We start from the raw sequence: 22,733 nt of genomic DNA, 5'->3' as shown, positions 1-22,733 counted from the left end.
GTTCGCATCACCCAAGAGAAGCGTCGAGAAATAGCATGATGACCAAACCGATGGAAAGACCGAGCGTCGCCTTGTTCTGGTGGCCGTTGCGGTGGGTTTCGGGAATGATTTCGTGGCTGATAACGTAGAGCATGGCCCCGGCGGCGAAAGCCAGGCCCCAAGGTAGAAACGGTTGGGATATGCTCACGATGCTCGCTCCGAGCAAACCACCGATTGGCTCGACCAGGCCTGTCAATGAGGCGATTGTCCACGCTTTCCATTTGGAGTACCCCTCGCCCAGCAGAGAAATTGCCACCGCCAGACCTTCCGGCATGTTCTGAAGACCTATCCCTATCGCCAATGGCAATCCTTTTTCGAACCCGCCAGCACCGAAGCTGACGCCTACCGCAAGCCCTTCCGGAAAATTGTGAATAGTAATGGCGATGATGAATAGCCACACTCGGCGAAGTGAAGCGGCCTCGGGTCCTTCTCGGCCCTGCTGGAAGTGTTCATGGGGAAGCCGCTCATTCAATAGGGCAATCGCTCCAATACCCGTCAGAATCGAAAGGCAAGCAATGACGGCTGGCAAGGCACTACCACCGTAGAGTAGCTCTGATGCTTCCAGGGAAGGGATGATCAGGGAGAAAAAGGACGCGGATAGCATTACCCCGGCCGCGAAGCCCAGCGCCAGATCGCGGAAAGCGCGGCCAGGCACCTTGCCAAACAAGGCTGGCAGTGCCCCAACCGCAGTGAGCAACCCGGCTGCCAGGCTGCCAAGAAACGCCAGAACAATCGGTGAGGCAGTTTCCATGTAGTCATCCTTGAAATAGGCCAATATTCAACGAAGACGCGTAATGCCTGTAGTTGTTGATATTTTTACACGCGGGCGGCAGACCTCGTCCAACAAGTACCCCCCATCAACCCGAAAGCGATAGAAAAAACAGGATCAACGGCGGGGAGAGCAGCGAGAGTATGAAACCGCTGACCACGGCTACCGGCACGCAGGCCACGCCGCCGTGCTGTTGAATCACCGGCAGGGTGAAATCCATCGAGGTGGCGCCGCCGTAACCGATGGCCAGTGCCGCGTAGCGGCGAATGACCAGAGGAATCAGGATAAAGGCGAATAGTTCACGGGTCAGGTCGTTGAAAAATGCCACCCCGCCCAAGAGCGGCCCCAGGTGTTCACCGATCAGGATAGCGGAGAGCGAATACCAGCCGAACCCGGCGGCCATGGCCAGACCTTCATTCCAGGAAAGCGACAGCAGCGGCGCTGCCACCAGCCCTGCCAGCAGCGAACTTGCCGCCAACGTAAGGGCAATCACCAGCCCCAACCGGTTAAGCAGTATCTGCCTGAGCGGCATGCCGGAGTTGCGTAACTGGCAGCCAATCAAGACCAGTAGCAGGTAAAGCGTCCACTCAGCCAGGGTTTCCGCGCCATGAAAAAGGCCCGGGCCTACACATGGGCCGAGCATCAACCCTGCGCCTACCCCCCCGGCGACCACCCCGACCAGCATGAGTGAACCCGCCATGGCGGCCAGCTTGCTGGTCGGGGCGTTTTTCACCACAGGCGAGGTGCCCCCACGCAGCGCGACTCGATGCGAAAGCCACCACAGGGCCGCCAGGTTGAAAAGCGTGGTCACGCTGAACAGAATCAGCGTCTGCCCGCCCAGCCGCGATAGCTGGCTGGCCAGGTTTTCCAACCCCGCCAGACTGATGCCCATGAACAGCAGGATGGCATAGACACACAGATTGACTGCCTGATTGACGATGTTGAGTACGGCGGTGGAACGCAGCGCTACCAGATAACCCAACACTAGAGGTAAAAGAACGATGACAAGACCGGAGAGCATTTAGGGCGTAGCGCCCCCCTGGGGTTGGAAGTGGGTCAAGGATAGCGTGGTTTCTCGGCGGCCTTCGCGCCGATAGTCGGCGGACAGCACCAAACCGGGAAAATCGGGATGGAAGCTGAGCTGCAGCTTACGATCGGGCTTTTCCGCGTCGACCAGCGCCACGGTGACCGCATCATACTCACCGGCGGGCAAACTGATCGGGCCGCGCTGGACGAGATAATACACGAACTGTTCCTCGCGGCCACGGTGGTCGAGGTAGTTGATTTCACAAGGTGAGGTTATCACGCAGCCCTGGTTGCCCGCCTGGCGGGAAAGCTCGAACAGGGCGGCCTGGCGGTCCGGCAGGAGCATCTCGGCTTCTTCAAGCTGGTAGGTTTCGCCAATGCCGAACAAGGCGTAGCTGCTGCTGTAAATCAGTGAATGCACGCTGTCTTCATTGACGACGAAACGGCTGCGTTCAGCTCCTTTGGCAACTGTCACCGAGAAGCTCATGTCACTGAGCCAATGGTTACCTTCCTGGGTGAATTGGTGAGTGATGGTGGCGCTTGGCCAGCCGCGCATTTCAAAGCGATACTGCGCTTCGAACGGCTTTGGCTCGGCCAAGGGCGTTTGCTGGGTGTGGGTGGCGGCCTGGGCCACGCTAGCCCCCACACCACTCAAGAGCGTAAAAAATGCAACCGCGACCCAGGCGCGCGCCGATACTCGAAACAAGCGAGTCGATAGCCGGGATGCTGACACAGCAAAATTAGCCAATGGCACTTGCTCCAAAACGGTTCACGCAGGTTCAGACATGACGATCTTCAAAGGCAACGATCGAGGCAGCAACAGAAGCCTATTGATAGGTTCTATTGATAGACTTTATTGATAAGCATAGGAACCTGTGGCGCTTGCTTGGTTCCGAGCCCGCCGGTACTGGTTAGCGATAACGGCCAAGCGTTGCCGAACCATCGAGTATACCGCCATTGGCAAGGGAATCAGTAACCGGCGTCGCGATTGACCGTCTCCAGGGATTCCCCGGCTTCAAAGCGACGAATCATCTCGGCGACCTGTTCCACGGCTTCCTTGAGCGGTGTCGGGGCGGCCATGTGCGGCGTGATGATGACATTGGGGTGTCGCCACAGCTCGCTGTCTTGCGGCAAAGGCTCCTCCTGGAAGACATCCAGCAATGCGCCGCGCAAATGGCCGGAGGAAGAGGGGGTGCCCAGGGCATCGAGTAATGCCTGCTCATCGACGAGGCTGCCACGCCCCGGGTTGATAAGGCTGGCGCCCTCGGGCAACTGTGCGAGGCGCTGGGCATCGAGCAGCCCACGGGTCTCGGCGGTATCCGGTAGCAGCGTGACTAACGTCTTGACGTTTTCCAGAAGGTGGTTCAAGCCGTCATCACCGTGAACGGCATCGACATCGTCGAGCTGCTTGGGCGAACGACTCCAGCCGATCACCGGGAACCCTTCCTCTGCCAGACGCGTGGCGACCTTGCGCCCGATAGCGCCTAACCCCAACACGCCCACCGGCCAGTCGGCCTTGTCGGGAACCGTGATTTCGTGCCATTGCGCCTGCTGTTGCTGGGCGCGATACAGGTCGAAATTGCGCTGGAAATGCAGCACCCCGTAGAGCACGTAGTCCACCATCAGATCGCCCATGCCGGCATCGCGCAGCTTGACGATGGGTACATCGCTGGGGCGGCCCGGGTTGCGCAGCAGGGCATCCACGCCCGCGCCCAGGTTGATGATTCCCTTGAGCTGCGTCTGTTCGCGCAGCAGCTGTTCAGAGGGCTTCCATACCGCCAGGTAGTCCATGTCTCGACGTTGCTCGGCAGGGGCGTCGCTGGTAATCACCTGCGCATCGGGCAGACGCTCGGCCAATGCATCGCGCCAAGCTTCGGCTTCGTCGATGTGTACAAGGATCTTCATGGCGAAGGCTCTCCTTCAAGAGGTAATGAACGTAAGGGTTTATGGCCCATGATGGGTGAGCCCCATTGTCGAGTGCAACCACTCGAAGCGCTTTTTGGCGGGGTAACTCGGCTTTATTCATCTTTTGATACAAAGGCTTTGACCACTGGCCAAGGGTGGGTGCTAGTATCGGCCAATACGACATTGGCGGGGCTGCCGGGCGTGCTACGGCAGGCTGCTCGGGGCTACCAGTCGATTCTCCGGCCCGGCGGCAATTGGTGTTCCCCGGTTCTTGAATGATTTTTTAATGGCGAGTCGCCCATGATTCAGGTTTCCCTGCCTTTCACTCGAGAGGAGTACGCCACCCGCCTATGGAAGGTGCGAGCTGAGATGGCCGGCCGAGGCATTGATGTGTTGATTGTCAGTGACCCCTCGAATATGGCCTGGCTGACCGGTTACGACGGCTGGTCATTTTATGTACACCAGTGTGTACTGGTAGGACTGGAAGGTGAGCCCGTGTGGTACGGCCGCCGGATGGATGCCAACGGCGCGCTGCGTACCTGCTGGATGGATCCCGAAAATATTACCTACTATCCGGATTACTATGTGCAGAATCCGCACATGCATCCCATGGATTACCTGGCGCAGACCATCCTGCCCGACCGGCGTTGGCACACCGGGGTGGTCGGCATGGAAATGGACAATTATTACTTTTCCGCCAAGGCTTACCAGAGTCTGTTGCGCGAGCTTCCTCATGCACGCTTTCTGGATGCCAATGCCTTGGTCAACTGGTGTCGGGCAATCAAGTCGTCCCAGGAAGTGGAGTACATGCGCGTGGCGGCGAAGATTGTCGAAGGCATGCACTCGCGCATTCTGGAAGTGATCGAGCCCGGTTTGCCCAAGAGCAAGCTGGTCTCGGAAATCTATCGTGTCGGCATCGAAGGCTGGACCGATGAAGACGGCAAGGTGTTCGGTGGCGACTACCCGGCCATCGTGCCGTTATTGCCTACCGGCGCGGATGCTTCCGCCCCCCATCTGACCTGGGATGACACTCCCTTTCGCGAAGGCGAAGGCACCTTCTTCGAGATTGCCGGTTGCTATAAGCGTTATCACGCCCCGATGTCGCGTACCGTCTTTCTGGGAAGGCCGCCGCGAGACTTCATCCGGGCCGAGTCCGCTCTGCTGGAAGGTATCGAGAACGGCCTGGCGGTGGCCAAGCCGGGCAACCGCACCGCGGATATCGCCATGGCGCTGGGCGCGGCGATGGATAAATACGGCTTCGACCGTGGCGGAGCGCGCTGCGGTTATCCCATCGGCATTTCCTATCCCCCGGACTGGGGGGAGCGCACCATGAGCTTGCGCCCCTCGGATGAAACCGTGTTAAAGCCCGGCATGACCTTTCACTTCATGCCGGGGCTCTGGGTCGAAGACTGGGGGCTGGAAATTACCGAAAGCATTCTTATCACCGAAACCGGCGTCGAAACGCTGGCCAATTTTCCGCGCCAGCTGTTTGTGAAGTGAAGATGAGTAAAGTGAAATAAGTACTGCCTGCCAACAAGGATCTTATTATGAGCAAGCGACCCAGCCCGATTTCCGCCACGGTTGATTTTGATGCCGACGGTGTGCAGCACGGCTTTCTCAAGCTACCGATTTCCACCGATGAGTCCGCCTGGGGCGCGGTGATGATTCCCGTCACCGTGGTCAAGAACGGCGACGGCCCGACGGCGCTTCTGACCGGGGGCAATCACGGCGACGAGTACGAAGGCATTACTGCCCTGATGAAGCTTTCCACGACCCTCAAGGCGGAAGACGTCAGCGGTCGGGTGATTATCGTACCGATGATGAACACGCCCGCCGCCATGGCCGGCAAACGCACCTCACCGATGGATGGTGGCAACCTCAATCGCAGCTTCCCCGGCGACCCCAATGGCGGTCCCACCGCCCAGATCGCCGATTATTTCAACCGGGTAATGATTCCGCTGGCCGATGTGGTGCTCGACCTGCACTCCGGCGGGCGGACGCTGGATATCCTGCCGTTCGCCGCTTCGCATGTGCTGGATGACAAGCACCAGCAGCAGCAAGCTCTGGAAGGCGCCAAGGCCTTCGGCGCTCCCTATGCCATGGTGATGTTCGAACTGGATGCCGAAAGGCTGTTCGATACCGCCTGCGAGCGCCAGGGCAAGATTTTCGTTGCCACCGAACTGGGCGGCGTGGGTACCTCGACACCGCAAAGCATCGCCATTACCCAGCGCGGCATCGATAACTTTCTGGTGTATTTCGGGCTCACTCAAGGCGAGGTGGTCATGCCCGACGCGCCGCAGGTGTACCTGGATATGCCCGATGCCAGCTGCTACGTACAAAGTGAACACAGCGGGCTGCTGGAACTGACCGTGGCCTTGGGCGACAGGATCGAGAAAGGGCAGGTGATCGCCTATGTTTACGACATGACCCGCAGTGGTACCGCGCCGGTGGCCTATTACGCCGAGCGTGACGGCATGCTGATGGCCCGGCGCGGCCCGGCGTTGATCAATATGGGCGATACGCTGGCGGTGATTGCCGCCATTGTCGAGTCTCTGGACGCCTGAACCAATGAAACTTGATCGTTATGACGTAAAGATTCTGGAAATTCTGTCGCGGGACGGGCGAATTACCAAATCCAAGCTGGCCGAGGCGATCAATCTCTCGGTCAGCCCCTGTTGGGAGCGCGTCCGCCGCCTGGAAAAGGCCGGTATCATTCAAGGCTATAGTGCCCGTATCGACAGCCAGGCGCTGGTGCCGCGCAATACGGTATGGGTACAAATCGAGCTCAAGGCGCATAATAGCGAAAGCTTCTCGCGTTTCGAGGCAATGGTGCAGGAAACCCCGGAAGTCACCGAATGCGTGGCAGTGGGCGGCGGGGTGGATTACCTGGTCAAGTTCGAGGCGCGCTCCATCGATAGCTATCAACGTCTGATCGATAGCTGGTTGGTTTCGGAAGTGGGAATCGAGCGCTATTGCACTTACATCGTTACTAAAGCAGTCAAACAGTCCGAGCCGGGTGTTCTCCCGGAGGATTTCATGTGATTTTACCCGGGTAAATCGTAGCGACTGATTTAGCTAGACGCATGGTCAACGCCAATTCAGCGTTCCGTTGGCTTAGGATGAAAGTGAGTCCCCACCCACTGACTAACCCAGCAGAACACAATTTTCCAGACCAGCAAGCTAAGTTAAAACAGCCGGATCGCCTGACGCAGAGAGAAATCAATGTCTTATTTCACCATTGCCGGTGTTCAAATGCATGCCCTGCACCATGGCGACAATACCGAGGCCATGCGCCACCGTATCGACGTGCTGATGAACCGTTTTCCTCAGGTTCAGATGGTGCTGTTCAGCGAATTGATGCCCATGGGCGCTTCGCCGCATCATGCTCAACCGCTACCCAGCGATGCCGAAGCGATGTTCTGTCAGCTGGCCGCGCAATACCGTATCTGGCTGATTCCCGGTTCGATGTTCGAGCAGGTTGGTGAACATATCTATAACACACTGGTGGTGATCAATCCCCTGGGGCAGATCGTGACGCGTTACCGCAAGATGTTTCCCTTCCGCCCTTATGAAGCCGGGGTGGAAAGCGGCAGGGAGTTCGTGGTCTTCGATGTACCCACGGTAGGCCGCTTCGGGGTGTCCATCTGCTACGACATGTGGTTTCCCGAAACCACCCGGACCCTGGCCGCCATGGGCGCTGAAGTGATTCTTCATCCCACCATGACCGATACCATCGACCGGGACATTGAGCTCTCGATCGCACGTACCAATGCCGCGGTCAACCAGTGCTATTTCTTCGATATCAATGGTGCGGGCGCCTTGGGTAACGGCCGTTCCATCGTGGTCGGGCCGTCGGGTGACGTAATCCATCAGGCAGGCATCGGTGAAGAGATCATGCCGATTGAGATCGACCTTACCCGAGTGCGCCGCGAACGCGAAACCGGCCTGCGCGGTCTGGGCCAGCCGCTCAAGAGTTTCCGCGATCGGGAAGTGGATTTCTCGCTGTATCGTAGCGAAAACGGCTCCTCACCTTTTCTCGATACATTGGGCCCGCTTGCCAAGCCGGTACGGTCCGACCCCGACACATTCTAGCCAATACCTGCCACACGGCCTCTTAGTACCCGCCACCGAAGGAGCGAGAATAATGACTAAAATCACTTCCATTGCGGATGTTCGTAGGCATTTTCGCAACAACAAGGAGCCGGTCTATTTTATTTCCGCGACCAACTTCAATCTCCTGGGCATCGGTGATTGGGTGGGAGGCTTTCGCCACATCAACTATATCGACTGCTTCGAAGGCAAGCAGCGTAACGTCTTCGTGCCCAAGGAGAAGTTTCCCCGCGATTTCGAGAGCATCGAAGACATCAACAACTATTTGCTTGAACACAAGGAAGTGATCGACTTCATTCAATCACGCGCCGCCGGCGACAATGCCGGGGTGGCCGCCTTCCTGATGTTCGACGAGCACACTGAAAGAGTCTGCGAGCAATTGGGACTGCGGATTGCCTTTCCGCCGGCGGAACTGCGCCAGCGGATGGACAACAAGATCGAGACGGTACGCATCGGCAATAAAGCCGGCGTGCCCAGCGTGCCCAATGTGCTGGCGAAGGTGGGCAGTTATCAGGAACTCAGTGAAGTGAGTCAGGAACTGGGCAGCGACCTGGTGGTGCAGACCGCTTTCGGCGATTCCGGGCATACCACCTTCTTCATTGCCAATGAAGAGGACTACTACAAGCACGCCGAAGAGATCGAAGCCGAGCCCGAGGTCAAGATCATGAAGCGCATCAACTGTCGCGGCTCGGCGATAGAAGCCTGCGCCACGCGCTGCGGCACGGTGGTCGGCCCCTTGATGACCGAGCTTGTAGGGTTCAAGACGCTGACGCCCTACAAGGGCGGTTGGTGCGGCAACGAGATGTTTGCCGGGGCTTTCAGTCAGGAAGTACGCGACCTGGCGCGTGAGTACACCTTCAAATTCGGTGAAGCCCTGCGCGAAGAAGGGTATCGCGGTTACTTCGAGCTCGACTTTCTGATTGATATGGACACCAATGATGTGTACCTAGGCGAGCTCAATCCCCGCGTTACCGGTGCGAGTTCCCTGACCAACGTGGCCGCCTTCGCTCACTCGGATATCCCGCTGTTCCTGTTCCACTTGCTGGAATTCTCGGATGTCGACTTTGACCTGGATATCGACGACATCAACGAGCGCTGGTCGCATCCCGAAAGTGTCGACAGCTGGAGCCAGCTGGTCATCAAGCATACCGATGAAAGCGTCGACCTGCTGACCCAGGCGCCGAGCACCGGGTTATGGCGCATGAATGACAATGGCGAGCTCGCCTATGATCATTACAGCTATCATCCTCATGCGGCGGAAAACGAGCATGAAGCCTTCTTTCTGCGCATCAGCGGCCCCGGCGACTTCCGCTATGAAGGGGCCGATCTGGGCATCCTGATCACCCGGGGGCGGTTGATGGATGATGACTTCCAGCTGACCGAAAGGGCCAAGGCATGGATAGACGGCATCCGTAAGCAATACACCGGACAGGCATTGCAGGATCCTGTGGTGGAGGAAGTTGCCGTCAGCCATGCCATCGGCGGTGGCAACTTCAAGATACTGTGAGCATGGACGGCAACTTTGCCACAGGCAGGGCGCCACGTGTCGAACTGGACAAGACACTGACATTTCGCACCGTGCATGAAGAGGTGGCGGGTCCCAAGTGGCAGTCGCTGTTTCATTACCATTGGCCGGCCTACGAACCTTGGTACCTGGCCGAAGGCGAACGCGAGCGCCCTTCCTACTTGGAGTGTTATAACGCCCTGCGCCACCACATGCCGGAGTTGCTGGATACCTACCGCACTTTGTGCGAACTGGCCGGTGGGGGCGATCTTTCGTCACGGCTATTGAGCCTGTACCGCCCGCCGCCGTACATCACCGGTTGCTCCCAGGCGGTGCTGGCAAGCGCGACGGCCACGGTGCTGGCGCGCAACTACGATTACCCGCCGGAGCTGTGTGAGGGCACCATTCTCTACACACGCTGGAATCAGCGCCGGGTGATCGCCATGTCGGATTGTCTGTGGGGCGTGCTGGATGGCATGAACGACTCGGGGCTTGCCGTTTCTCTGGCATTCGGCGGGCGCAAGGTGGTGGGGGATGGCTTTGGCGCGCCGATCATCCTGCGCTACATCCTCGAGTTCTGCGATACGGTGCCTGAAGCCGCGGAGGTGCTGGCGCGAGTGCCCACTCACATGGCCTACAACATCACCGTGGCGGATGCCTGCGGGCGCTACGTCACGGCCATGATCGCACCGGATCGCCGTGCGAGCATCCGGCGGGTAGCGGTGGCCACCAATCATCAAAAGAAAATCGAATGGTATGCACATGCACTGGCCTCGGAAACCTTGATTCGCGAGCGTCAACTTTCGATTCTGGTGGATGACGACGCCACCACCGATGTGCGACTGATCTCGGCCTTTTCTGCACCACCTCTGTTTCGTCATGATTACCGGCACGGCCTGGGCACGGTGTATACCGCGGTGTATCGCCCCAACGAGGGGTGTACTCAGTTTCGCTGGCCCGGCATGGTGCTGGATTTGAGCTTCGAGGCATTTCCCGAAGAACAGATCACCGTGCGCTACGGTTCACGCGGCCTGCATGGCTGATCAGCACTGCTGCCGAAATCAGTGCCTTTTCCAGATTAATACCGATAAAAGGATGGGTGTCGTCATGCAAGAGAGCAGTCCTACCGAAACGTCCTATACCGCCCTGGGTTTTTATCACAAGATTTCCCAGCTTCGCGCCGACACCTGGAATGCGCTCAAGCGTGATCTGGGTATCTTGGTACGCCTTGAAGAGGAAAGCCGCGCCAAGAACCTGATCAAGGCCATCGACGTCAAATTGACCCGCTTGGAGATCATCGAGGATTATCACGCCTTTCCGTCCAAGGAGGATTTTCGGCATCTCTGGACGCTGTTCAATCGCGGTGAATATGCGCTGTTGGATAAAGTGGTCAAGCGTCTGGTCAGGGCGTTGATCAGTGAGTCCTATCGGCGCCGTCAAGTCGATCTTTCCGAGACCGATGCCGGGGCCGAAGACCTGGAAACCCTCGATGCCCTCAATCAGCTACGCCGTGGGCACCCGGCTTCCAACAGCTCGGCACAGCCTTATTTCGAGCTTTTGATCGTGGACAATCTTTCCAGCCAGGAAGAGGAGGTGGTGCGCGAGGCCTTTCATAACATGCGCCGCCCAGAAGACCGCTTTGTCTATGACGTGGTGACGGTAAAAAGTTTCGAGGATGCGTTGATTGCCATACTGGTCAATCCCAATATCCAGGCATGCCTGATCCGCTATGAATTTCCCTACAAGTCGAAGTACAACCTCAGTGCCCTGCGTAACTATCTGGAAGGCCTTTCGGAAAAGGAGCTGGAACACCAGACCGAAGCCGAGCGCAGCATCCTGCTCAGCTCGATGATTCACGAGCTGCGCCCGGAGATCGATCAGTTTCTGGTCACCAGCGGCGATGTCGAGGCCACGGCGAGCCGCGACATTCAATACTTCAACCGCATCTTCTACCGTGAAACGGATTACATCGAGCAGCATCATACGATCCTGCGCGCCATCGATGACCGCTATCGCACACCGTTCTTCGACGCCTTGCGTGAATACAGCAAAAAGCCCACCGGGGTGTTTCACGCCATGCCCATCTCCCGTGGCAAGTCGGTCACCCGCTCCCACTGGGCGGGGCACATGATCGACTTCTACGGCATCAATATCTTTCTGGCCGAAACCTCGGCGACATCCGGGGGGCTCGATTCGCTGCTGCAGCCTTACGGACCGATCAAGAAGGCGCAAGAGTATGCCGCCCGGGCGTTTGGTGCGCGCCGCAGTTTCTTCGTCACCAACGGCACCTCCACCGCCAACAAGATCGTGGTGCAGGCGTTGGTCAAGCCGCGGGACATCGTGCTGATCGACCGCGACTGCCACAAGTCGCATCACTATGGCATGGTCCTGGCCGGCGCTCATGTCAGTTATTTGGATTCCTACCCACTCGACGATTACTCCATGTACGGCGCGGTGCCGCTGCGCGACATCAAGAAGACCCTGCTTGACTACAAGCGCGCCGGGCAGTTGCACAAGGTGAAGATGCTGCTGCTGACCAACTGTACCTTCGATGGCATCGTGTATAACGTGCGCCGGGTGATGGAAGAGTGCCTGGCGATCAAGCCGGACCTGGTGTTTCTGTGGGACGAAGCCTGGTTCGCCTTCGCCGGCTTCAACCCCACGTATCGGCCGCGCACCGCCATGAATTCGGCACGTACCTTGCGCTATCGTTATCGCAGCGAGAGTTATCGCGAGGAATACGCCGCCTGGAAAGCCGAGTTCGACCAGCTCGACCCGGATGACGACGCCACCTGGCTCGACCAGCGGCTGATGCCCGATCCGGACCTGGTGCGCATTCGTACCTACGCCACCCACTCGACCCACAAGACGCTGACATCCTTGCGTCAGGGCTCGATGATTCACGTCTGGGACCAGGATTTCCGCCAGAAGGTCGAGTCTTCCTTCCACGAAGCCTATATGACCCACACCTCGACTTCGCCCAATTATCAGATTTTGGCATCGCTGGATGTGGGGCGTATGCAGGCGGAAATGGAAGGCTTCGAACTGGTGCACGCTCAGGTTGAGACGGCGCTTTCGCTACGCGAACAGCTCTACAGCCACCCCTTGCTGCAGAAGTATTTCCGCGTACTGAAGAACAGCGACATGGTGCCCGAGGCCTACCGCGAGTCGGGCGTCGAGTCCTACTACGACCCGGTGACCGGTTGGAACAAGATGGAAGAGGCCTGGGCGCGCGACGAATTCGTGGTCGACCCCACCCGCGTGACCATCGCCATCGGTAATACTGGTGTCGACGGCGATACCTTCAAGAACGAATACCTGATGAACAAGTACGGTATCCAGATCAACAAGACCTCACGCAACACCGTACTGTTCATGACCAATATCGGCACCACCCGTGGCTCGATCGCCTACCTGCTGGATGTGTTGATCAAGCTGGCCAAGGAATTCGAGTACCGCTGGGAGGACAGCAGCCGCCCCGAACGCAAGATCATCGAGCATCAGGTGCATTCCCTGAATCATGAATTGCCGCCGCTACCGGACTTCAGCCGCTTTCACGATGCTTTCCGCCCCAGTGCCGATACCCCCCAGGGCGATATCCGCTGCGCCTACTTTCTTAGCTACGACGAAGAGAACACCGAATACCTGCGCTTTGATAATGGCAAGCTACAGGCGCAGATGCGGGAAGGGCGCGATGTGGTATCGGCAAGCTTCGTGATTCCCTACCCACCGGGCTTTCCGGTGCTGGTGCCGGGGCAGGTGATCAGCGAGGAAATTCTGTATTTCCTTCAGGCGCTGGATGTGACCGAGATCCACGGCTATCGGCCGGAACTGGGACTGGTGGTGTTTACCGAGGAAGCCCTGATCGACCCGGCTGCAGGCTGATGAAACCGGCTCCACCAAAAAAAACCACACTCCAGAGGGGATAGACAAAAAAAGTGCCGCCCAACGGGCGGCCTTTCAAAAACTCTCTTGCCACGAACTGCCTTACCCTGAACACATGCAACGGCCTGCGGGCCGTTCACTTTTTTTCCCGCTGCGCACCGATGTCTATCTCGCAGCGAGACCCAGGGGAGGTGCCCATGACACTGTCGACTCGACTCAGCGACCCACGCCTATTTCGCCAGTATGCCTATATCAATGGCAAATGGACGCACGGTTCAGGTGGACGCGAAGAGGCTGTGTATGATCCGGCCACCGGCGAAGCGCTGGGGCATATTCCACTGCTTGAAGCAGAACAGATCACCGCCGCGGTAGACGCCGCTGAAGTGGCCTTCGTGCAGTGGCGGGCGCTACGCGCCGATGAGCGTTGCGAGCGTTTGCTGGCCTGGCACGACCTGCTGCAGGAACATCGCGAAGACCTTGCCATCATCATGACCCTGGAGCAGGGCAAGCCACTGCCCGATGCACGTGGTGAAGTGGAATACGGGGCCAGCTTCATTCGCTGGTTCGCCGAGGAGGGCAAGCGTACCTACGGCGAGACGATTCCCAGCCACATTCCCAATGCGGCCTTGGGTACTCTCAAGGAGCCGGTAGGTATCGCCGCCTTGATCACCCCCTGGAACTTCCCGCTGGCGATGATCACCCGCAAGGCCGCTGCGGCACTGGCGGCAGGCTGCCCGGTGATTGTGAAGCCTGCCAATGAAACGCCGTTCTCCGCCCTGGCCTTGGCGGAACTGGCTGAGCGTGCCGGTATTCCCGATGGCATCTTCAACGTGGTGCTGGGTGATGCGCCGGAAGTTTCCAAGGTGCTGTGTGACGAACCGCGCATCAAGGCGCTGTCATTCACCGGCTCCACTCGGGTGGGGCGGATTCTGATGGAGCAGAGCGCGCATACCATCAAGCGGCTGGCGCTGGAGCTGGGCGGCAATGCGCCCTTTATCGTGGGGCCGGATGTCGACCCCAAGGAGGCGGCGTTTGCGGCGGTGTCGGCCAAGTTCCAGACCGCCGGGCAGGACTGCCTGGCAGCCAACCGTATCCTGGTGCATGAGTCGATTCACGATGAGTTCGTCGAGCACTTCGCTCAGCGGATGTCGGCGCTCACCGTGGGCAACGGCCTGGACAGCGAAGTTGACCTCGGCCCCTTGATCCATGCCCAGGCGGTAGAGAAAGCTTCCGCCATTGTCGACGATGCCGTTTCGCGCGGCGCCAAGCTGGTGATGGGTGATCAATCGCAAGCGCCCGGTCCCAACTTCTTCATGCCGGTGTTGCTGACCAACGTCACCCCGCAGATGAAAGTATGGAAGGAAGAGAACTTCGCTCCGGTGGCGGGCATCACTGCTTACGCCAACGATGATGAAGTGATCGAACTGGCCAACGATACCGAATACGGCCTGGCGGCTTATGTGTATACCCACGATATACGGCGCATCTGGCGGCTGTTGCGGGCACTCGAATATGGCATGGTCAGTGTCAACTCGGTGAAGATGACCGGCCCGCCGGTGCCCTTCGGCGGCGTCAAACAGTCGGGTCTGGGCCGCGAAGGCGGCGCCACGGGAATCGATGAGTATCTCGAAACCAAGTATTACTGCCTTGGGGCACTAGGTTCAGTATCGGGAAGTTGATCATCGCGCGGCTTACACGTCCTCCCACCATCCTTGCCTAGTAAAAGAGAGTAGGTACCGTGGGAGGCCGGCTCTGCCGGGCGAAGGCACCGCTAGGTGCCCAAAAATTTAGCTAGCCATCAATGATAAAATACCCTCCCCAAATAGTGGGGAGGTTCACCGTACAGAGAGAACGCCATGAGCCAGCATCAGGATTTGATCGACCGAGACCGCAAGGTGACCTTCCACGCTTCCACTCATCTGCGTGATTTTGCCCATGGCGACGCGCCGGGTCGTGTGATCAGCGGGGGCCAGGGCATCAATATCGTGGATAAGGACGGACGCGAGTTTATCGACGGTTTTGCCGGTTTGTACTGCGTGAATATCGGCTATGGCCGCAAGGAAATCGCCGAAGCCATCTACAATCAGGCCATGGAAATATCCTATTACCACACCTATGTAGGTCATTCCAACGAGCCGCAGATTGCGCTTTCCGAACGCATCCTGAAAATCGCCGGCATGGGGATGTCCAAGGTCTATTACGGCATGTCCGGCTCGGATGCCAATGAAACCCAGCTCAAGATCGTGCGTTACTACAATAACGTCCTGGGTCGCCCGCAGAAGAAGAAGGTCATTTCGCGGATGCGCGGCTATCACGGTTCGGGCATCGCTTCGGGTTCCTTGACCGGCCTCAAGGCATTCCACGATCACTTCGACCTGCCTATCGAAACCATTCGCCATACCGAAGCACCGCATTACTACTTGCGCGCTGCCGAGCAGCACGACATGACCGAGCGTGAATTCTCCGCCTTTTGTGCCCAGAAGCTCGAAGCCATGATCCTGGAGGAAGGCCCGGACACCGTCGCCGCCTTCATTGGCGAGCCGGTGCTGGGCACCGGGGGTATCGTGCCGCCGCCGGAAGGCTACTGGGAGCAGATTCAGGCGGTGCTCAATAAGTACGATGTGCTGTTGATCGCCGATGAAGTGGTCTGTGGTTTCGGGCGTACCGGCGCTGATTTCGGCAGCCATTTCTACGGGATCAAGCCGGACCTGATCACCATTGCCAAGGGGCTTACCAGCGCCTACCAACCGCTTTCCGGCGTGATCGTGGGCGACAAGGTATGGAGCGTGCTGGAGCAGGGCACTGGCGAATACGGCCCGATCGGCCACGGTTGGACTTATTCTGGCCATGCGCTGGGCTGTGCGGCGGCAATCGCCAACCTGGATATCATCGAGCGCGAAGGCCTGGTGGCCAACGCCGCTGAAACCGGCGCCTACTTCCAGCAACAGCTCAAGGCCACCTTCGGCGACCACCCGCTGCTGGGTGACGTGCGCGGTGTCGGCTTGATGGCGGCGCTCGAGTTTTCTCCGGATGCCGTCGGTCGCGCGCATTTCGACCCGGCATTGAAAGTCGGCCCGCGTGTGGCCGCCGCCGCCCTGGAAGAAAATTTGATTGCACGTGCCATGCCGCAAGGCGATATTCTCGGTTTTGCCCCGCCGCTCACCATCAATCGTAGCGAAGTCGACGAGATGCTCGGACGTGCCAAGCGCGCCGTCGATAAAGTGACCGATGAGCTGGTGCGCGCCGGTGATCTTAAAACCGGTGAAAAAGAAGCTGCCTTTACGGTTTAATAGCGGGCTAACTCTACCCCTGTGCCGCTGTGTCACTACACAGCGGCGTTTTTGTTTTCGAAGTGGCCAGCTATGCTAGATGCATTAAGATCCCTAGTCGCCAATCTCTATCCACCAAGGCAGGAGTTATCATGCAACCAGTTATCGCGTTGGATGTATACGGTACCTTGATTGATACCCAGGGCGTCACCGTGGAACTCGAGCGGCGCTTGAAACAGCCTGAAAAAGCGCTGGAATTTGCTCGTCGCTGGCGCGACAAGCAACTTGAATACAGTTTTCGACGCGGGCTGATGGGCGCTTACGTGCCGTTTTCCGAATGTACCCGCGATGCCCTATTGTTCACCGACCGCTCCATGCAGGCGGGGCTTGGCGAAAACGACCATGACCACCTGATGGCAAGCTACGCCGAACTACCCGCGTTCGCCGATGTAGCGCCCGCGTTGGACAAGTTTCATCAGGCGGGGATACGCTGCGTGGCATTTTCCAACGGCACCCGGGAGGCGGTGGAAAAGTTGCTGGATCGCGCCGGGGTGAAAGCGCACATGGATGACATCATCAGTGTCGATGAGATCAAGCGATTCAAGCCCGACCCGGTGGTGTATGCCCATCTGCGCAACCGCCTGGAAACCCGCCCGGAACATACCTGGCTGGTGTCGAGCAACGCCTTTGACGTGATAGGTGCCACCCATGCCGGCTTGCGTAGCGCCTGGGTGCGGCGTAGCCCGGAGGCGCCTTTCGACCCTTGGGCCATCGAGCCGAGCATGACCGTTGCTGACCTGGAAGAGCTGGCGGATCGTGTGATTTGTTGAAGGTTCGCTTCGTTCCTCGCTATCATGCCGAGCCCCTCCGATGAGTTTTACTCGAAAAATACAAGGAATCAGCATGAGCTTTTATGTCTACCTTTCCGGCGAGATTCATACCGATTGGCGTGAGCAGATTGCCCAAGGCGCCGAGGCTGCCGGTCTGGATGTGGTTTTCACGTCGCCGGTGACCGACCACGAAGCCAGTGACGCCGCCGGCGATCATCTGGGCACGGAAGGCAATCAATTCTGGCGTGACCATAAATCATCCAAGGTCAACGCCATCCGCACGCGCACCCTGATCGAGCAAAGCGATTTGGTGGTGGTGCGCTTCGGCGACAAGTACAAGCAGTGGAATGCCGCCTTTGATGCGGGGTATTGCGCGGCACTCGACAAGCCTTACATCACCTTGCATGGTGAGGAGATCATTCACCCACTCAAGGAAGTCGATGCCGCTGCCATGGCGTGGGCCACGACCCCCGAGCAGGTGGTGGAGATATTGCGCTACGTCACCCGCGCCTGATCAAGCGTTTTCGTTTTCTCCCTGTTGCTCACGGCTGTAGCGTCGCTTGAGCAACAGGGAGTTGCCGATTACCGAAAGCGAACTGGCGGTCATGGCGATTACCCCGATCATGGGATGTAAAAGGCCGGTAGCGGCGATAGGGATGGCTGCCAGGTTATAGCCGCTGGCCCAGATCAGGTTCTGCACGATCTTGCTGAAAGTCGCCTTGGAGAGATGCATGGCATCCACCACCGCGGTCAACTCCCCGCGCACCAGCGTGACATCCGCTGCTTCGATGGCAACGTCGGCACCCGCACCGATGGCGATACCTACGTTGGCCTGAGTCAGCGCCGGGGCATCGTTGATGCCGTCGCCGACCATGGCCACATGGTTGCCGTATTTTTCCTGGAGTTGCTTGATCGCATCGACCTTGCCTTCCGGCAATACACCGGCCTGAACTTCGTCGATACCCACTTCATCGGCGACCGCGCGGGCAGCGCGTTCGTTGTCACCGGTGATCATCACCACATGCAGGCCGAGGTCGTGCATGCCACGAATGGCCTCCACCGATTTTTCCTTGAGGGTATCGGCTACCGCGACCAGACCCAGCGCTTTTCCATCCGCGGCGACGATGACCACGGTACGACCCTGGTCTTCGAGATCCTTCATTGCCTCGTCCAGCGCATCCAGGCCGCTGACGCCTTCCTCTTCCAGCAACCGGCGGTTGCCGATCAACACCTTTTCCTCGCTGCCTTGCTCGCCACTCACGATGCCGGACACGCCGCGTGCGCCGGTGGACTGGAATTCGCTGACGTTTTCAGGGGTTACGTTGCGCTCCTTGGCGCCCTCGACGATTGCACGGGCGATGGGGTGTTCAGAGGCATTCTCGACACTTGCCGCCAGCTTGAGCAAGTGGGATTCCTCAATACCTTCGGCCGCTACCACATCGGTCAGTTTCGGTTCGCCCCGGGTAATGGTGCCGGTCTTGTCGAGCACCATGACGCTGATGTCCTTGAAGGTCTGGATGGCTTCACCGGAGCGGATCAGGATGCCGCGTTCGGCGCCGATGCCCGAGCCCACCATCAAGGCCGTAGGCGTGGCCAGGCCCAGCGCACAGGGGCAGGCGATGACTAGCACGGCGATGGCGGCAAGAATCGCAAGAATCGGTGTCGCGGCTGTGGGGTCGACCCAAGGCAGAAAGCTGGCCCCCCATTCAAGAAATGGGCGCAGGGAGTCGGCGGCCACCAACCACACCACAAAACTGGTCAGGGCGATGATCAGCACCGCGGGCACGAAGCGACCGGTCATGCGGTCGGCAAATTCCTGAATGGGCACCCTTGAGCCCTGGGCTTCATCGATCAGTTTCACTACTTGGGAAAGAAACGTATCGCCGCCTACGCGGGTGGCCTCGACTCTCAGGCGGCCTTCCTTGTTGATGGTGGCCCCGATCACGCTGTCGCCTTTGCCCTTGTAGACCGGCACGGATTCGCCGGTGGCAATGGATTCATCGAGATGGCTTTCGCCATCCACGATTTCACCATCGGTGGGTATCTTGTCGCCGGGGCGCACGATCATGATATCGCCGGGAGACAGCTCCTTGACCGGCACTTCCACTTCCTCACCGTCACGCTCGACGCGTGCCGTCTTGGCACTCATGCTCATCATGCGACGAATGGCTTGTGAGGCGCGCCCCTTGGCCATGGCTTCCAGGTAGCGGCCTACCAGGTGAAAGGTCATGATGGTGGCGGCCATTTCGATGAACGAGGTCATGGGATAGAAAAAACCGATCAATCCCAGCACATAGGGCGGCAGGCTGCCCATGGAAATCAGTACGTCCATGTTGAAGGTGCCGTTTTTCAGTGAGCGCCAGGAGGCCTTGTGAGTAGAGGCACCGCCATAAAGGAACACCACCGGAAAGGCCAGAATGGCGATGATCGCCAGGTAACCGGGAATCGCCACCCAGAACATGTGCACCATCATCAGAATCATGATGAGCGTGGTGGGGATGGCGGCAATAATCAGGCGTTTACGCGCCTCCCGGAGATAGTCCTGCTCGATCTGGGCGTCGGCGTCGCTATCATTTGCTTCGTCGCTTTCCTCGTGAACCGCCTTGACGTCATACCCCGCGCCTTCGACGGCTTCCTTGAGTGTCTCGCCATCAGGGCCTTGGGTTGTCACATTGACAGTTACGCGATGGCTGGCAATATTGGTCTGGATCTCTTCCACGCCATCCAGGCGTTCGAGCGTCTTGCGCACGATACCGGCACAGTGATCCGAGCCCATGCCCGGAACCGACAGCCGGAACCTTGTCGAGTTATCTGTCATCCTTTGCCTCCTGTAAGGGAGGAATGGGTGACCCATGGAACGGTCACCCATCCTGTTCTTTTTTTCCACCTACTTATTGTTTCTACTTACTGTTGAGTATCCTGTCGTCCTTCGGAACCGTTGGAACCGGTAGATGGAGAGGCGTTATTCTGCATCGAAGAACTGCTGTTCCGCTGCTGGCGCTGCTCATCGCTCAGCAATTCCTCCATGTCATTGCGATGACGGATATGCTCGACAAGCATTTCGCCCCGCAACTCGGCCATGCGGCTATGGATTTCCTTTACCTCTTCGGGGTCAGGACGGGATTGGTGCATCGCCGCCATCATCTCGTCGCGTAGGTTCATCAATCGGCCCATGCGTTCGAATTGGGTGGGACGATATTCCTCCATCAGCGCTCGCAACTGTTCACGTTGTTCAGGGTCGGCCTGCAGCATCATGCCCATTCCTGCGCTGTCCATTCCGTCCATTCCGCCCATCATGGGGCAAGGCATATCCATCATGCCGCCCTGCATCATGCCAGGACCCATGCCTTTGCCACCGCCCATCATGCCTTGTTGCATGCCTTGGCCGCCGCCTTGACCGCCACCCATCATGCCTTGGTGCATTCCTTGGCCGCCTTGACCGCCACCCATCATGCCTTGCGCAAGAACGACGCTTGAACCGGCACTAAACGAAACGGCCAAACCGAGGGCAAGGGCCTGTTTTGAAAAGCCCTTGAGAGAGTCCTTAAGAAGGATGTTTGGCAAACTATTGAATAGTTTCATTATTTATCTCCTTGCGGGCGCATCAGCCCATCGTGTCAGTGTCGTTGAACACCTTGTGGCGAGATGCCACGAGATAAGTATGGCTGCCTCAGCCGGTTACGCGATGTTGTGGCCGAGCCGAGGCGAAAAATAGCCGAGAATTTGTTGCTGATGCCTAAAGCGTCATGAAGGGTTGCGATTTTTGATCAGTGAACTGGTAGACATCCCAAGGTGCCTGTTGAGGGCCGGGCATACCCGGGGTACCGATAGGCATGCCCGCCAAACCGATGCCGTCGATGTCGGGTTGTTGCTCGAACAGTGCCTCGACGGCAACCAGAGGCACATGGCCTTCAATGGCATAATCACCCATCAGCGTGGTGTGACAGGCACCAAGGCCGTAGGGCAAGCCGGCTTTCATCTTGATGCTGCCTACCTCGACGTCATCGACGATGGTAACGCTGACACCCAAGGTTTTCAGGTGTCGGGCATAGGCATCGCAGCAGCCACATTGCGGATTCTTGTAGAGGGTCGCTTCGCTCGGCAGGGCGGCTTGCGCTGTACCGGCCGTCATCAAAGCGGTGGATAGCACAAGGGCGATAATAGGACGGTTCATTCGCTAGCTCCCTTGGAAGAGGAATCTACGGAAGAGGAGGAATCTGCGGAGGAAGAAGAAAAAAGATATTTAGCCAGTGCGGCGATACCTAAGCCTAATAGGCTGAGCATGACGATAGGCATCAGCCAGCCTAACCAGCCCATGCTACCCATGGCGTTGAAGCATGCAGTCATCATGATGTAACTCCTGACAAGCGTGGAATATGCGAAATATTCTTTAAGGAAGCGAATGCTTCCGTTACTGACGGAGGTGTCAGTCGCTCGTTCAGGCTTTGGGAGGTCGACGCGGGGGAAGAGGCGTGTGAACGTCAACAGCCATCAAGGGAGCGATGGCCAGGGAATCGGGGGCGTTTATGGTAAAAATACCCGTTGAAGTGAGGGCGGCACAGGCGGCGCAGCCTTCATGGGTATCCAGCATCTCTACTTGGGCAGGGGTACAATCGATGAGGCAGGCGTCCATGCTCGCATGCGCTGGTAAGCTGCTCAATGACAGCACCAGCACCAGAAATAACGCCAGCAGGCGGCTATTTCGTAGGCGAAGCAGTGGTATCCCAAACCCTTTCATCGAGAATTCCTCATAGGATGTCCTGTCAGTAAACCCGTTTCTCGTATCGACTTCAATGCGCCAGCGCAAGAAATGCAGCGATATCCGCCGGAAACTTTCGGTTAAGTACTCAATGCACAATAGCTAAAAACAAGAGTATAGCAGTCAACTACCTCGCCTAAAGGACGAGGCTTGTGACAGCAAGCCCGGTTGACCAGGGAAAGCGGTAGCCAACCCGCTACGTTTGCAATAGGTCGTCAAGACCCACCGCCGAATGCTTCGCTCAGTTCGGCGCTCTGGAAGATCAGGATCATGCTGGCGAAAGGTAAAGCGCCGAAGGTTCTGGTCGCTACCGCAAGGTAGGAGCCGGTTACAGACATTCCCGAGGGGAGACAGGTTGGAAGACTTGCGTCACCAGGCCCGTAAGGGTTCTATTTAAGAAGGAGATCGCATGGCGGTGTTCGTATTGGGAAAGAACAAACAGCCGTTGATGCCGTGTAGTGAAAAGCGCGCCCGACTGCTGCTGGAACGTGATCGGGCGGTGGTGGTACACCTGACCCCGCTTTATTCATCACGCCCGCGGTAGCGTCATTATTTAGCGCTTTACGACTACGTAATCCGAGCTTTGTGGCTATCTGACGTCTTCTTGACGGGGTAACGATGCAATATTGTTTTTTAG

Annotated in this window: 22 protein-coding genes; 12 read left to right on the top strand and 10 right to left on the bottom strand. The window is 58.1% G+C overall.

Annotation, left to right across the window (positions count from 1 at the left end):
• Window positions 1-7: 7 nt before the first annotated feature.
• The 4 genes from DU506_RS10840 to DU506_RS10825 form a co-directional block, all read right to left on the bottom strand.
• The gene (locus tag DU506_RS10840) at window positions 8-790 is read right to left on the bottom strand and encodes a ZIP family metal transporter (RefSeq protein ID WP_114486955.1); all 783 of its coding nucleotides are present in this window, start codon (window positions 788-790) and stop codon (window positions 8-10) included.
• Window positions 791-896: 106 nt separating this feature from the next.
• Entirely contained in the window at window positions 897-1,829 is a 933-nt protein-coding gene (locus DU506_RS10835; protein ID WP_114486954.1) for a LysO family transporter, read from the bottom strand.
• Complete coding sequence (locus DU506_RS10830) at window positions 1,830-2,582, bottom strand: hypothetical protein (protein ID WP_235825524.1); 753 nt, start codon at window positions 2,580-2,582, stop codon at window positions 1,830-1,832.
• Window positions 2,583-2,803: 221 nt separating this feature from the next.
• A complete protein-coding gene (locus tag DU506_RS10825) occupies window positions 2,804-3,739 on the bottom strand; it encodes a 2-hydroxyacid dehydrogenase (protein ID WP_114486953.1) in 936 nt (311 codons plus the stop codon).
• 300 nt (window positions 3,740-4,039) lie between these two features.
• On the opposite strand from DU506_RS10825, the gene doeA reads away from it, so the two are divergent.
• From doeA to DU506_RS10770, 11 genes are all read left to right on the top strand, one after another.
• Window positions 4,040-5,239, top strand: a complete 1,200-nt coding sequence (gene doeA, locus DU506_RS10820; protein ID WP_114486952.1) for an ectoine hydrolase DoeA — start codon at window positions 4,040-4,042, stop codon at window positions 5,237-5,239.
• 47 nt (window positions 5,240-5,286) lie between these two features.
• Window positions 5,287-6,303 carry a N(2)-acetyl-L-2,4-diaminobutanoate deacetylase DoeB gene (doeB, locus tag DU506_RS10815; protein WP_114486951.1) on the top strand — a complete coding sequence of 339 codons (1,017 nt, stop codon included), beginning with the start codon at window positions 5,287-5,289 and terminating at the stop codon, window positions 6,301-6,303.
• A gap of 4 nt (window positions 6,304-6,307) precedes the next feature.
• Entirely contained in the window at window positions 6,308-6,781 is a 474-nt protein-coding gene (locus DU506_RS10810; RefSeq protein ID WP_114486950.1) for an Lrp/AsnC family transcriptional regulator, read from the top strand.
• Window positions 6,782-6,961: 180 nt separating this feature from the next.
• Window positions 6,962-7,831 (top strand): carbon-nitrogen hydrolase family protein, encoded by an 870-nt coding sequence (locus tag DU506_RS10805; RefSeq protein ID WP_114486949.1) that lies wholly within the window; start codon window positions 6,962-6,964, stop codon window positions 7,829-7,831.
• Between the two features lie 52 nt (window positions 7,832-7,883).
• Window positions 7,884-9,356, top strand: coding sequence for a biotin carboxylase (locus DU506_RS10800; protein WP_114486948.1), 1,473 nt, complete (start codon window positions 7,884-7,886; stop codon window positions 9,354-9,356).
• 2 nt (window positions 9,357-9,358) lie between these two features.
• Complete coding sequence (locus DU506_RS10795) at window positions 9,359-10,396, top strand: C45 family autoproteolytic acyltransferase/hydrolase (protein ID WP_114486947.1); 1,038 nt, start codon at window positions 9,359-9,361, stop codon at window positions 10,394-10,396.
• Between the two features lie 64 nt (window positions 10,397-10,460).
• Entirely contained in the window at window positions 10,461-13,238 is a 2,778-nt protein-coding gene (locus tag DU506_RS10790) for an aminotransferase class I/II-fold pyridoxal phosphate-dependent enzyme (RefSeq protein WP_114486946.1), read from the top strand.
• A gap of 197 nt (window positions 13,239-13,435) precedes the next feature.
• A complete protein-coding gene (locus DU506_RS10785; RefSeq protein ID WP_114486945.1) occupies window positions 13,436-14,917 on the top strand; it encodes an NAD-dependent succinate-semialdehyde dehydrogenase in 1,482 nt (493 codons plus the stop codon).
• A gap of 177 nt (window positions 14,918-15,094) precedes the next feature.
• Window positions 15,095-16,528, top strand: a complete 1,434-nt coding sequence (locus DU506_RS10780; protein WP_114486944.1) for an aminotransferase — start codon at window positions 15,095-15,097, stop codon at window positions 16,526-16,528.
• Window positions 16,529-16,659: 131 nt separating this feature from the next.
• Window positions 16,660-17,337, top strand: a complete 678-nt coding sequence (locus DU506_RS10775; protein ID WP_114486943.1) for a haloacid dehalogenase type II — start codon at window positions 16,660-16,662, stop codon at window positions 17,335-17,337.
• A 73-nt stretch (window positions 17,338-17,410) separates the two neighbouring features.
• Window positions 17,411-17,851 carry a YtoQ family protein gene (locus DU506_RS10770; protein WP_114486942.1) on the top strand — a complete coding sequence of 147 codons (441 nt, stop codon included), beginning with the start codon at window positions 17,411-17,413 and terminating at the stop codon, window positions 17,849-17,851.
• Here the strand turns inward: DU506_RS10770 and DU506_RS10765 are convergent, their stop codons facing one another.
• The 6 genes from DU506_RS10765 to DU506_RS22485 all read right to left on the bottom strand — a co-directional run bounded on the left by DU506_RS10765 (window position 17,852) and on the right by DU506_RS22485 (window position 22,434).
• Window positions 17,852-20,155 carry a heavy metal translocating P-type ATPase gene (locus DU506_RS10765; RefSeq protein ID WP_235825519.1) on the bottom strand — a complete coding sequence of 768 codons (2,304 nt, stop codon included), beginning with the start codon at window positions 20,153-20,155 and terminating at the stop codon, window positions 17,852-17,854. It lies immediately after the preceding gene.
• Window positions 20,156-20,241: 86 nt separating this feature from the next.
• Window positions 20,242-20,919, bottom strand: coding sequence for a Spy/CpxP family protein refolding chaperone (locus DU506_RS10760; protein WP_114486940.1), 678 nt, complete (start codon window positions 20,917-20,919; stop codon window positions 20,242-20,244).
• A 154-nt stretch (window positions 20,920-21,073) separates the two neighbouring features.
• The gene (locus DU506_RS10755; protein ID WP_114486939.1) at window positions 21,074-21,511 is read right to left on the bottom strand and encodes a DUF411 domain-containing protein; all 438 of its coding nucleotides are present in this window, start codon (window positions 21,509-21,511) and stop codon (window positions 21,074-21,076) included.
• A complete protein-coding gene (locus DU506_RS10750; protein WP_114486938.1) occupies window positions 21,508-21,687 on the bottom strand; it encodes a hypothetical protein in 180 nt (59 codons plus the stop codon). The genes DU506_RS10755 and DU506_RS10750 overlap by 4 nt, the downstream gene beginning before the upstream one ends.
• Before the next feature lie 88 nt (window positions 21,688-21,775).
• On the bottom strand, window positions 21,776-22,075 hold the full coding sequence (locus DU506_RS10745) for a hypothetical protein (protein ID WP_114486937.1): 300 nt from the start codon (window positions 22,073-22,075) through the stop codon (window positions 21,776-21,778).
• Between the two features lie 236 nt (window positions 22,076-22,311).
• Window positions 22,312-22,434, bottom strand: coding sequence for a hypothetical protein (locus tag DU506_RS22485; protein WP_268877317.1), 123 nt, complete (start codon window positions 22,432-22,434; stop codon window positions 22,312-22,314).
• Between the two features lie 71 nt (window positions 22,435-22,505).
• Here DU506_RS22485 and DU506_RS10740 point away from each other — a divergent pair, with 71 nt between their 5' ends.
• Window positions 22,506-22,640, top strand: coding sequence for an RRXRR domain-containing protein (locus tag DU506_RS10740; protein ID WP_235825513.1), 135 nt, complete (start codon window positions 22,506-22,508; stop codon window positions 22,638-22,640).
• The last annotated feature ends 93 nt before the right edge of the window (window positions 22,641-22,733 follow it).

It is taken from the genome of Vreelandella rituensis, assembly GCF_003336665.1.
In the GTDB taxonomy this organism is placed as follows: Bacteria; Pseudomonadota; Gammaproteobacteria; order Pseudomonadales; family Halomonadaceae; genus Vreelandella; species Vreelandella rituensis.
Note: the sequence above shows the minus strand (reverse complement) of the source record. Positions and strands in the feature narration are given on the sequence as shown.

Excerpts from the sequence above, each read along its gene's own strand:
- DU506_RS10745 (WP_114486937.1), bottom strand. The coding sequence starts at position 22,075 with ATGAAAGGGTTTGGGATACCACTGCTTCGCCTACGAAATAGCCGCCTG.
- DU506_RS10825 (WP_114486953.1), bottom strand. The coding sequence starts at position 3,739 with ATGAAGATCCTTGTACACATCGACGAAGCCGAAGCTTGGCGCGATGCA.
- doeB (WP_114486951.1), top strand. The coding sequence starts at position 5,287 with ATGAGCAAGCGACCCAGCCCGATTTCCGCCACGGTTGATTTTGATGCC.
- DU506_RS10775 (WP_114486943.1), top strand. The coding sequence starts at position 16,660 with ATGCAACCAGTTATCGCGTTGGATGTATACGGTACCTTGATTGATACC.
- DU506_RS10740 (WP_235825513.1), top strand. The coding sequence starts at position 22,506 with ATGGCGGTGTTCGTATTGGGAAAGAACAAACAGCCGTTGATGCCGTGT.
- DU506_RS10765 (WP_235825519.1), bottom strand. The coding sequence starts at position 20,155 with ATGACAGATAACTCGACAAGGTTCCGGCTGTCGGTTCCGGGCATGGGC.
- DU506_RS10785 (WP_114486945.1), top strand. The coding sequence starts at position 13,436 with ATGACACTGTCGACTCGACTCAGCGACCCACGCCTATTTCGCCAGTAT.
- DU506_RS10755 (WP_114486939.1), bottom strand. The coding sequence starts at position 21,511 with ATGAACCGTCCTATTATCGCCCTTGTGCTATCCACCGCTTTGATGACG.
- DU506_RS10810 (WP_114486950.1), top strand. The coding sequence starts at position 6,308 with ATGAAACTTGATCGTTATGACGTAAAGATTCTGGAAATTCTGTCGCGG.
- DU506_RS10840 (WP_114486955.1), bottom strand. The coding sequence starts at position 790 with ATGGAAACTGCCTCACCGATTGTTCTGGCGTTTCTTGGCAGCCTGGCA.
- doeA (WP_114486952.1), top strand. The coding sequence starts at position 4,040 with ATGATTCAGGTTTCCCTGCCTTTCACTCGAGAGGAGTACGCCACCCGC.
- DU506_RS10770 (WP_114486942.1), top strand. The coding sequence starts at position 17,411 with ATGAGCTTTTATGTCTACCTTTCCGGCGAGATTCATACCGATTGGCGT.
- DU506_RS10795 (WP_114486947.1), top strand. The coding sequence starts at position 9,359 with ATGGACGGCAACTTTGCCACAGGCAGGGCGCCACGTGTCGAACTGGAC.
- DU506_RS10790 (WP_114486946.1), top strand. The coding sequence starts at position 10,461 with ATGCAAGAGAGCAGTCCTACCGAAACGTCCTATACCGCCCTGGGTTTT.
- DU506_RS10780 (WP_114486944.1), top strand. The coding sequence starts at position 15,095 with ATGAGCCAGCATCAGGATTTGATCGACCGAGACCGCAAGGTGACCTTC.
- DU506_RS22485 (WP_268877317.1), bottom strand. The coding sequence starts at position 22,434 with ATGTCTGTAACCGGCTCCTACCTTGCGGTAGCGACCAGAACCTTCGGC.
- DU506_RS10800 (WP_114486948.1), top strand. The coding sequence starts at position 7,884 with ATGACTAAAATCACTTCCATTGCGGATGTTCGTAGGCATTTTCGCAAC.
- DU506_RS10760 (WP_114486940.1), bottom strand. The coding sequence starts at position 20,919 with ATGAAACTATTCAATAGTTTGCCAAACATCCTTCTTAAGGACTCTCTC.
- DU506_RS10835 (WP_114486954.1), bottom strand. The coding sequence starts at position 1,829 with ATGCTCTCCGGTCTTGTCATCGTTCTTTTACCTCTAGTGTTGGGTTAT.
- DU506_RS10805 (WP_114486949.1), top strand. The coding sequence starts at position 6,962 with ATGTCTTATTTCACCATTGCCGGTGTTCAAATGCATGCCCTGCACCAT.
- DU506_RS10750 (WP_114486938.1), bottom strand. The coding sequence starts at position 21,687 with ATGATGACTGCATGCTTCAACGCCATGGGTAGCATGGGCTGGTTAGGC.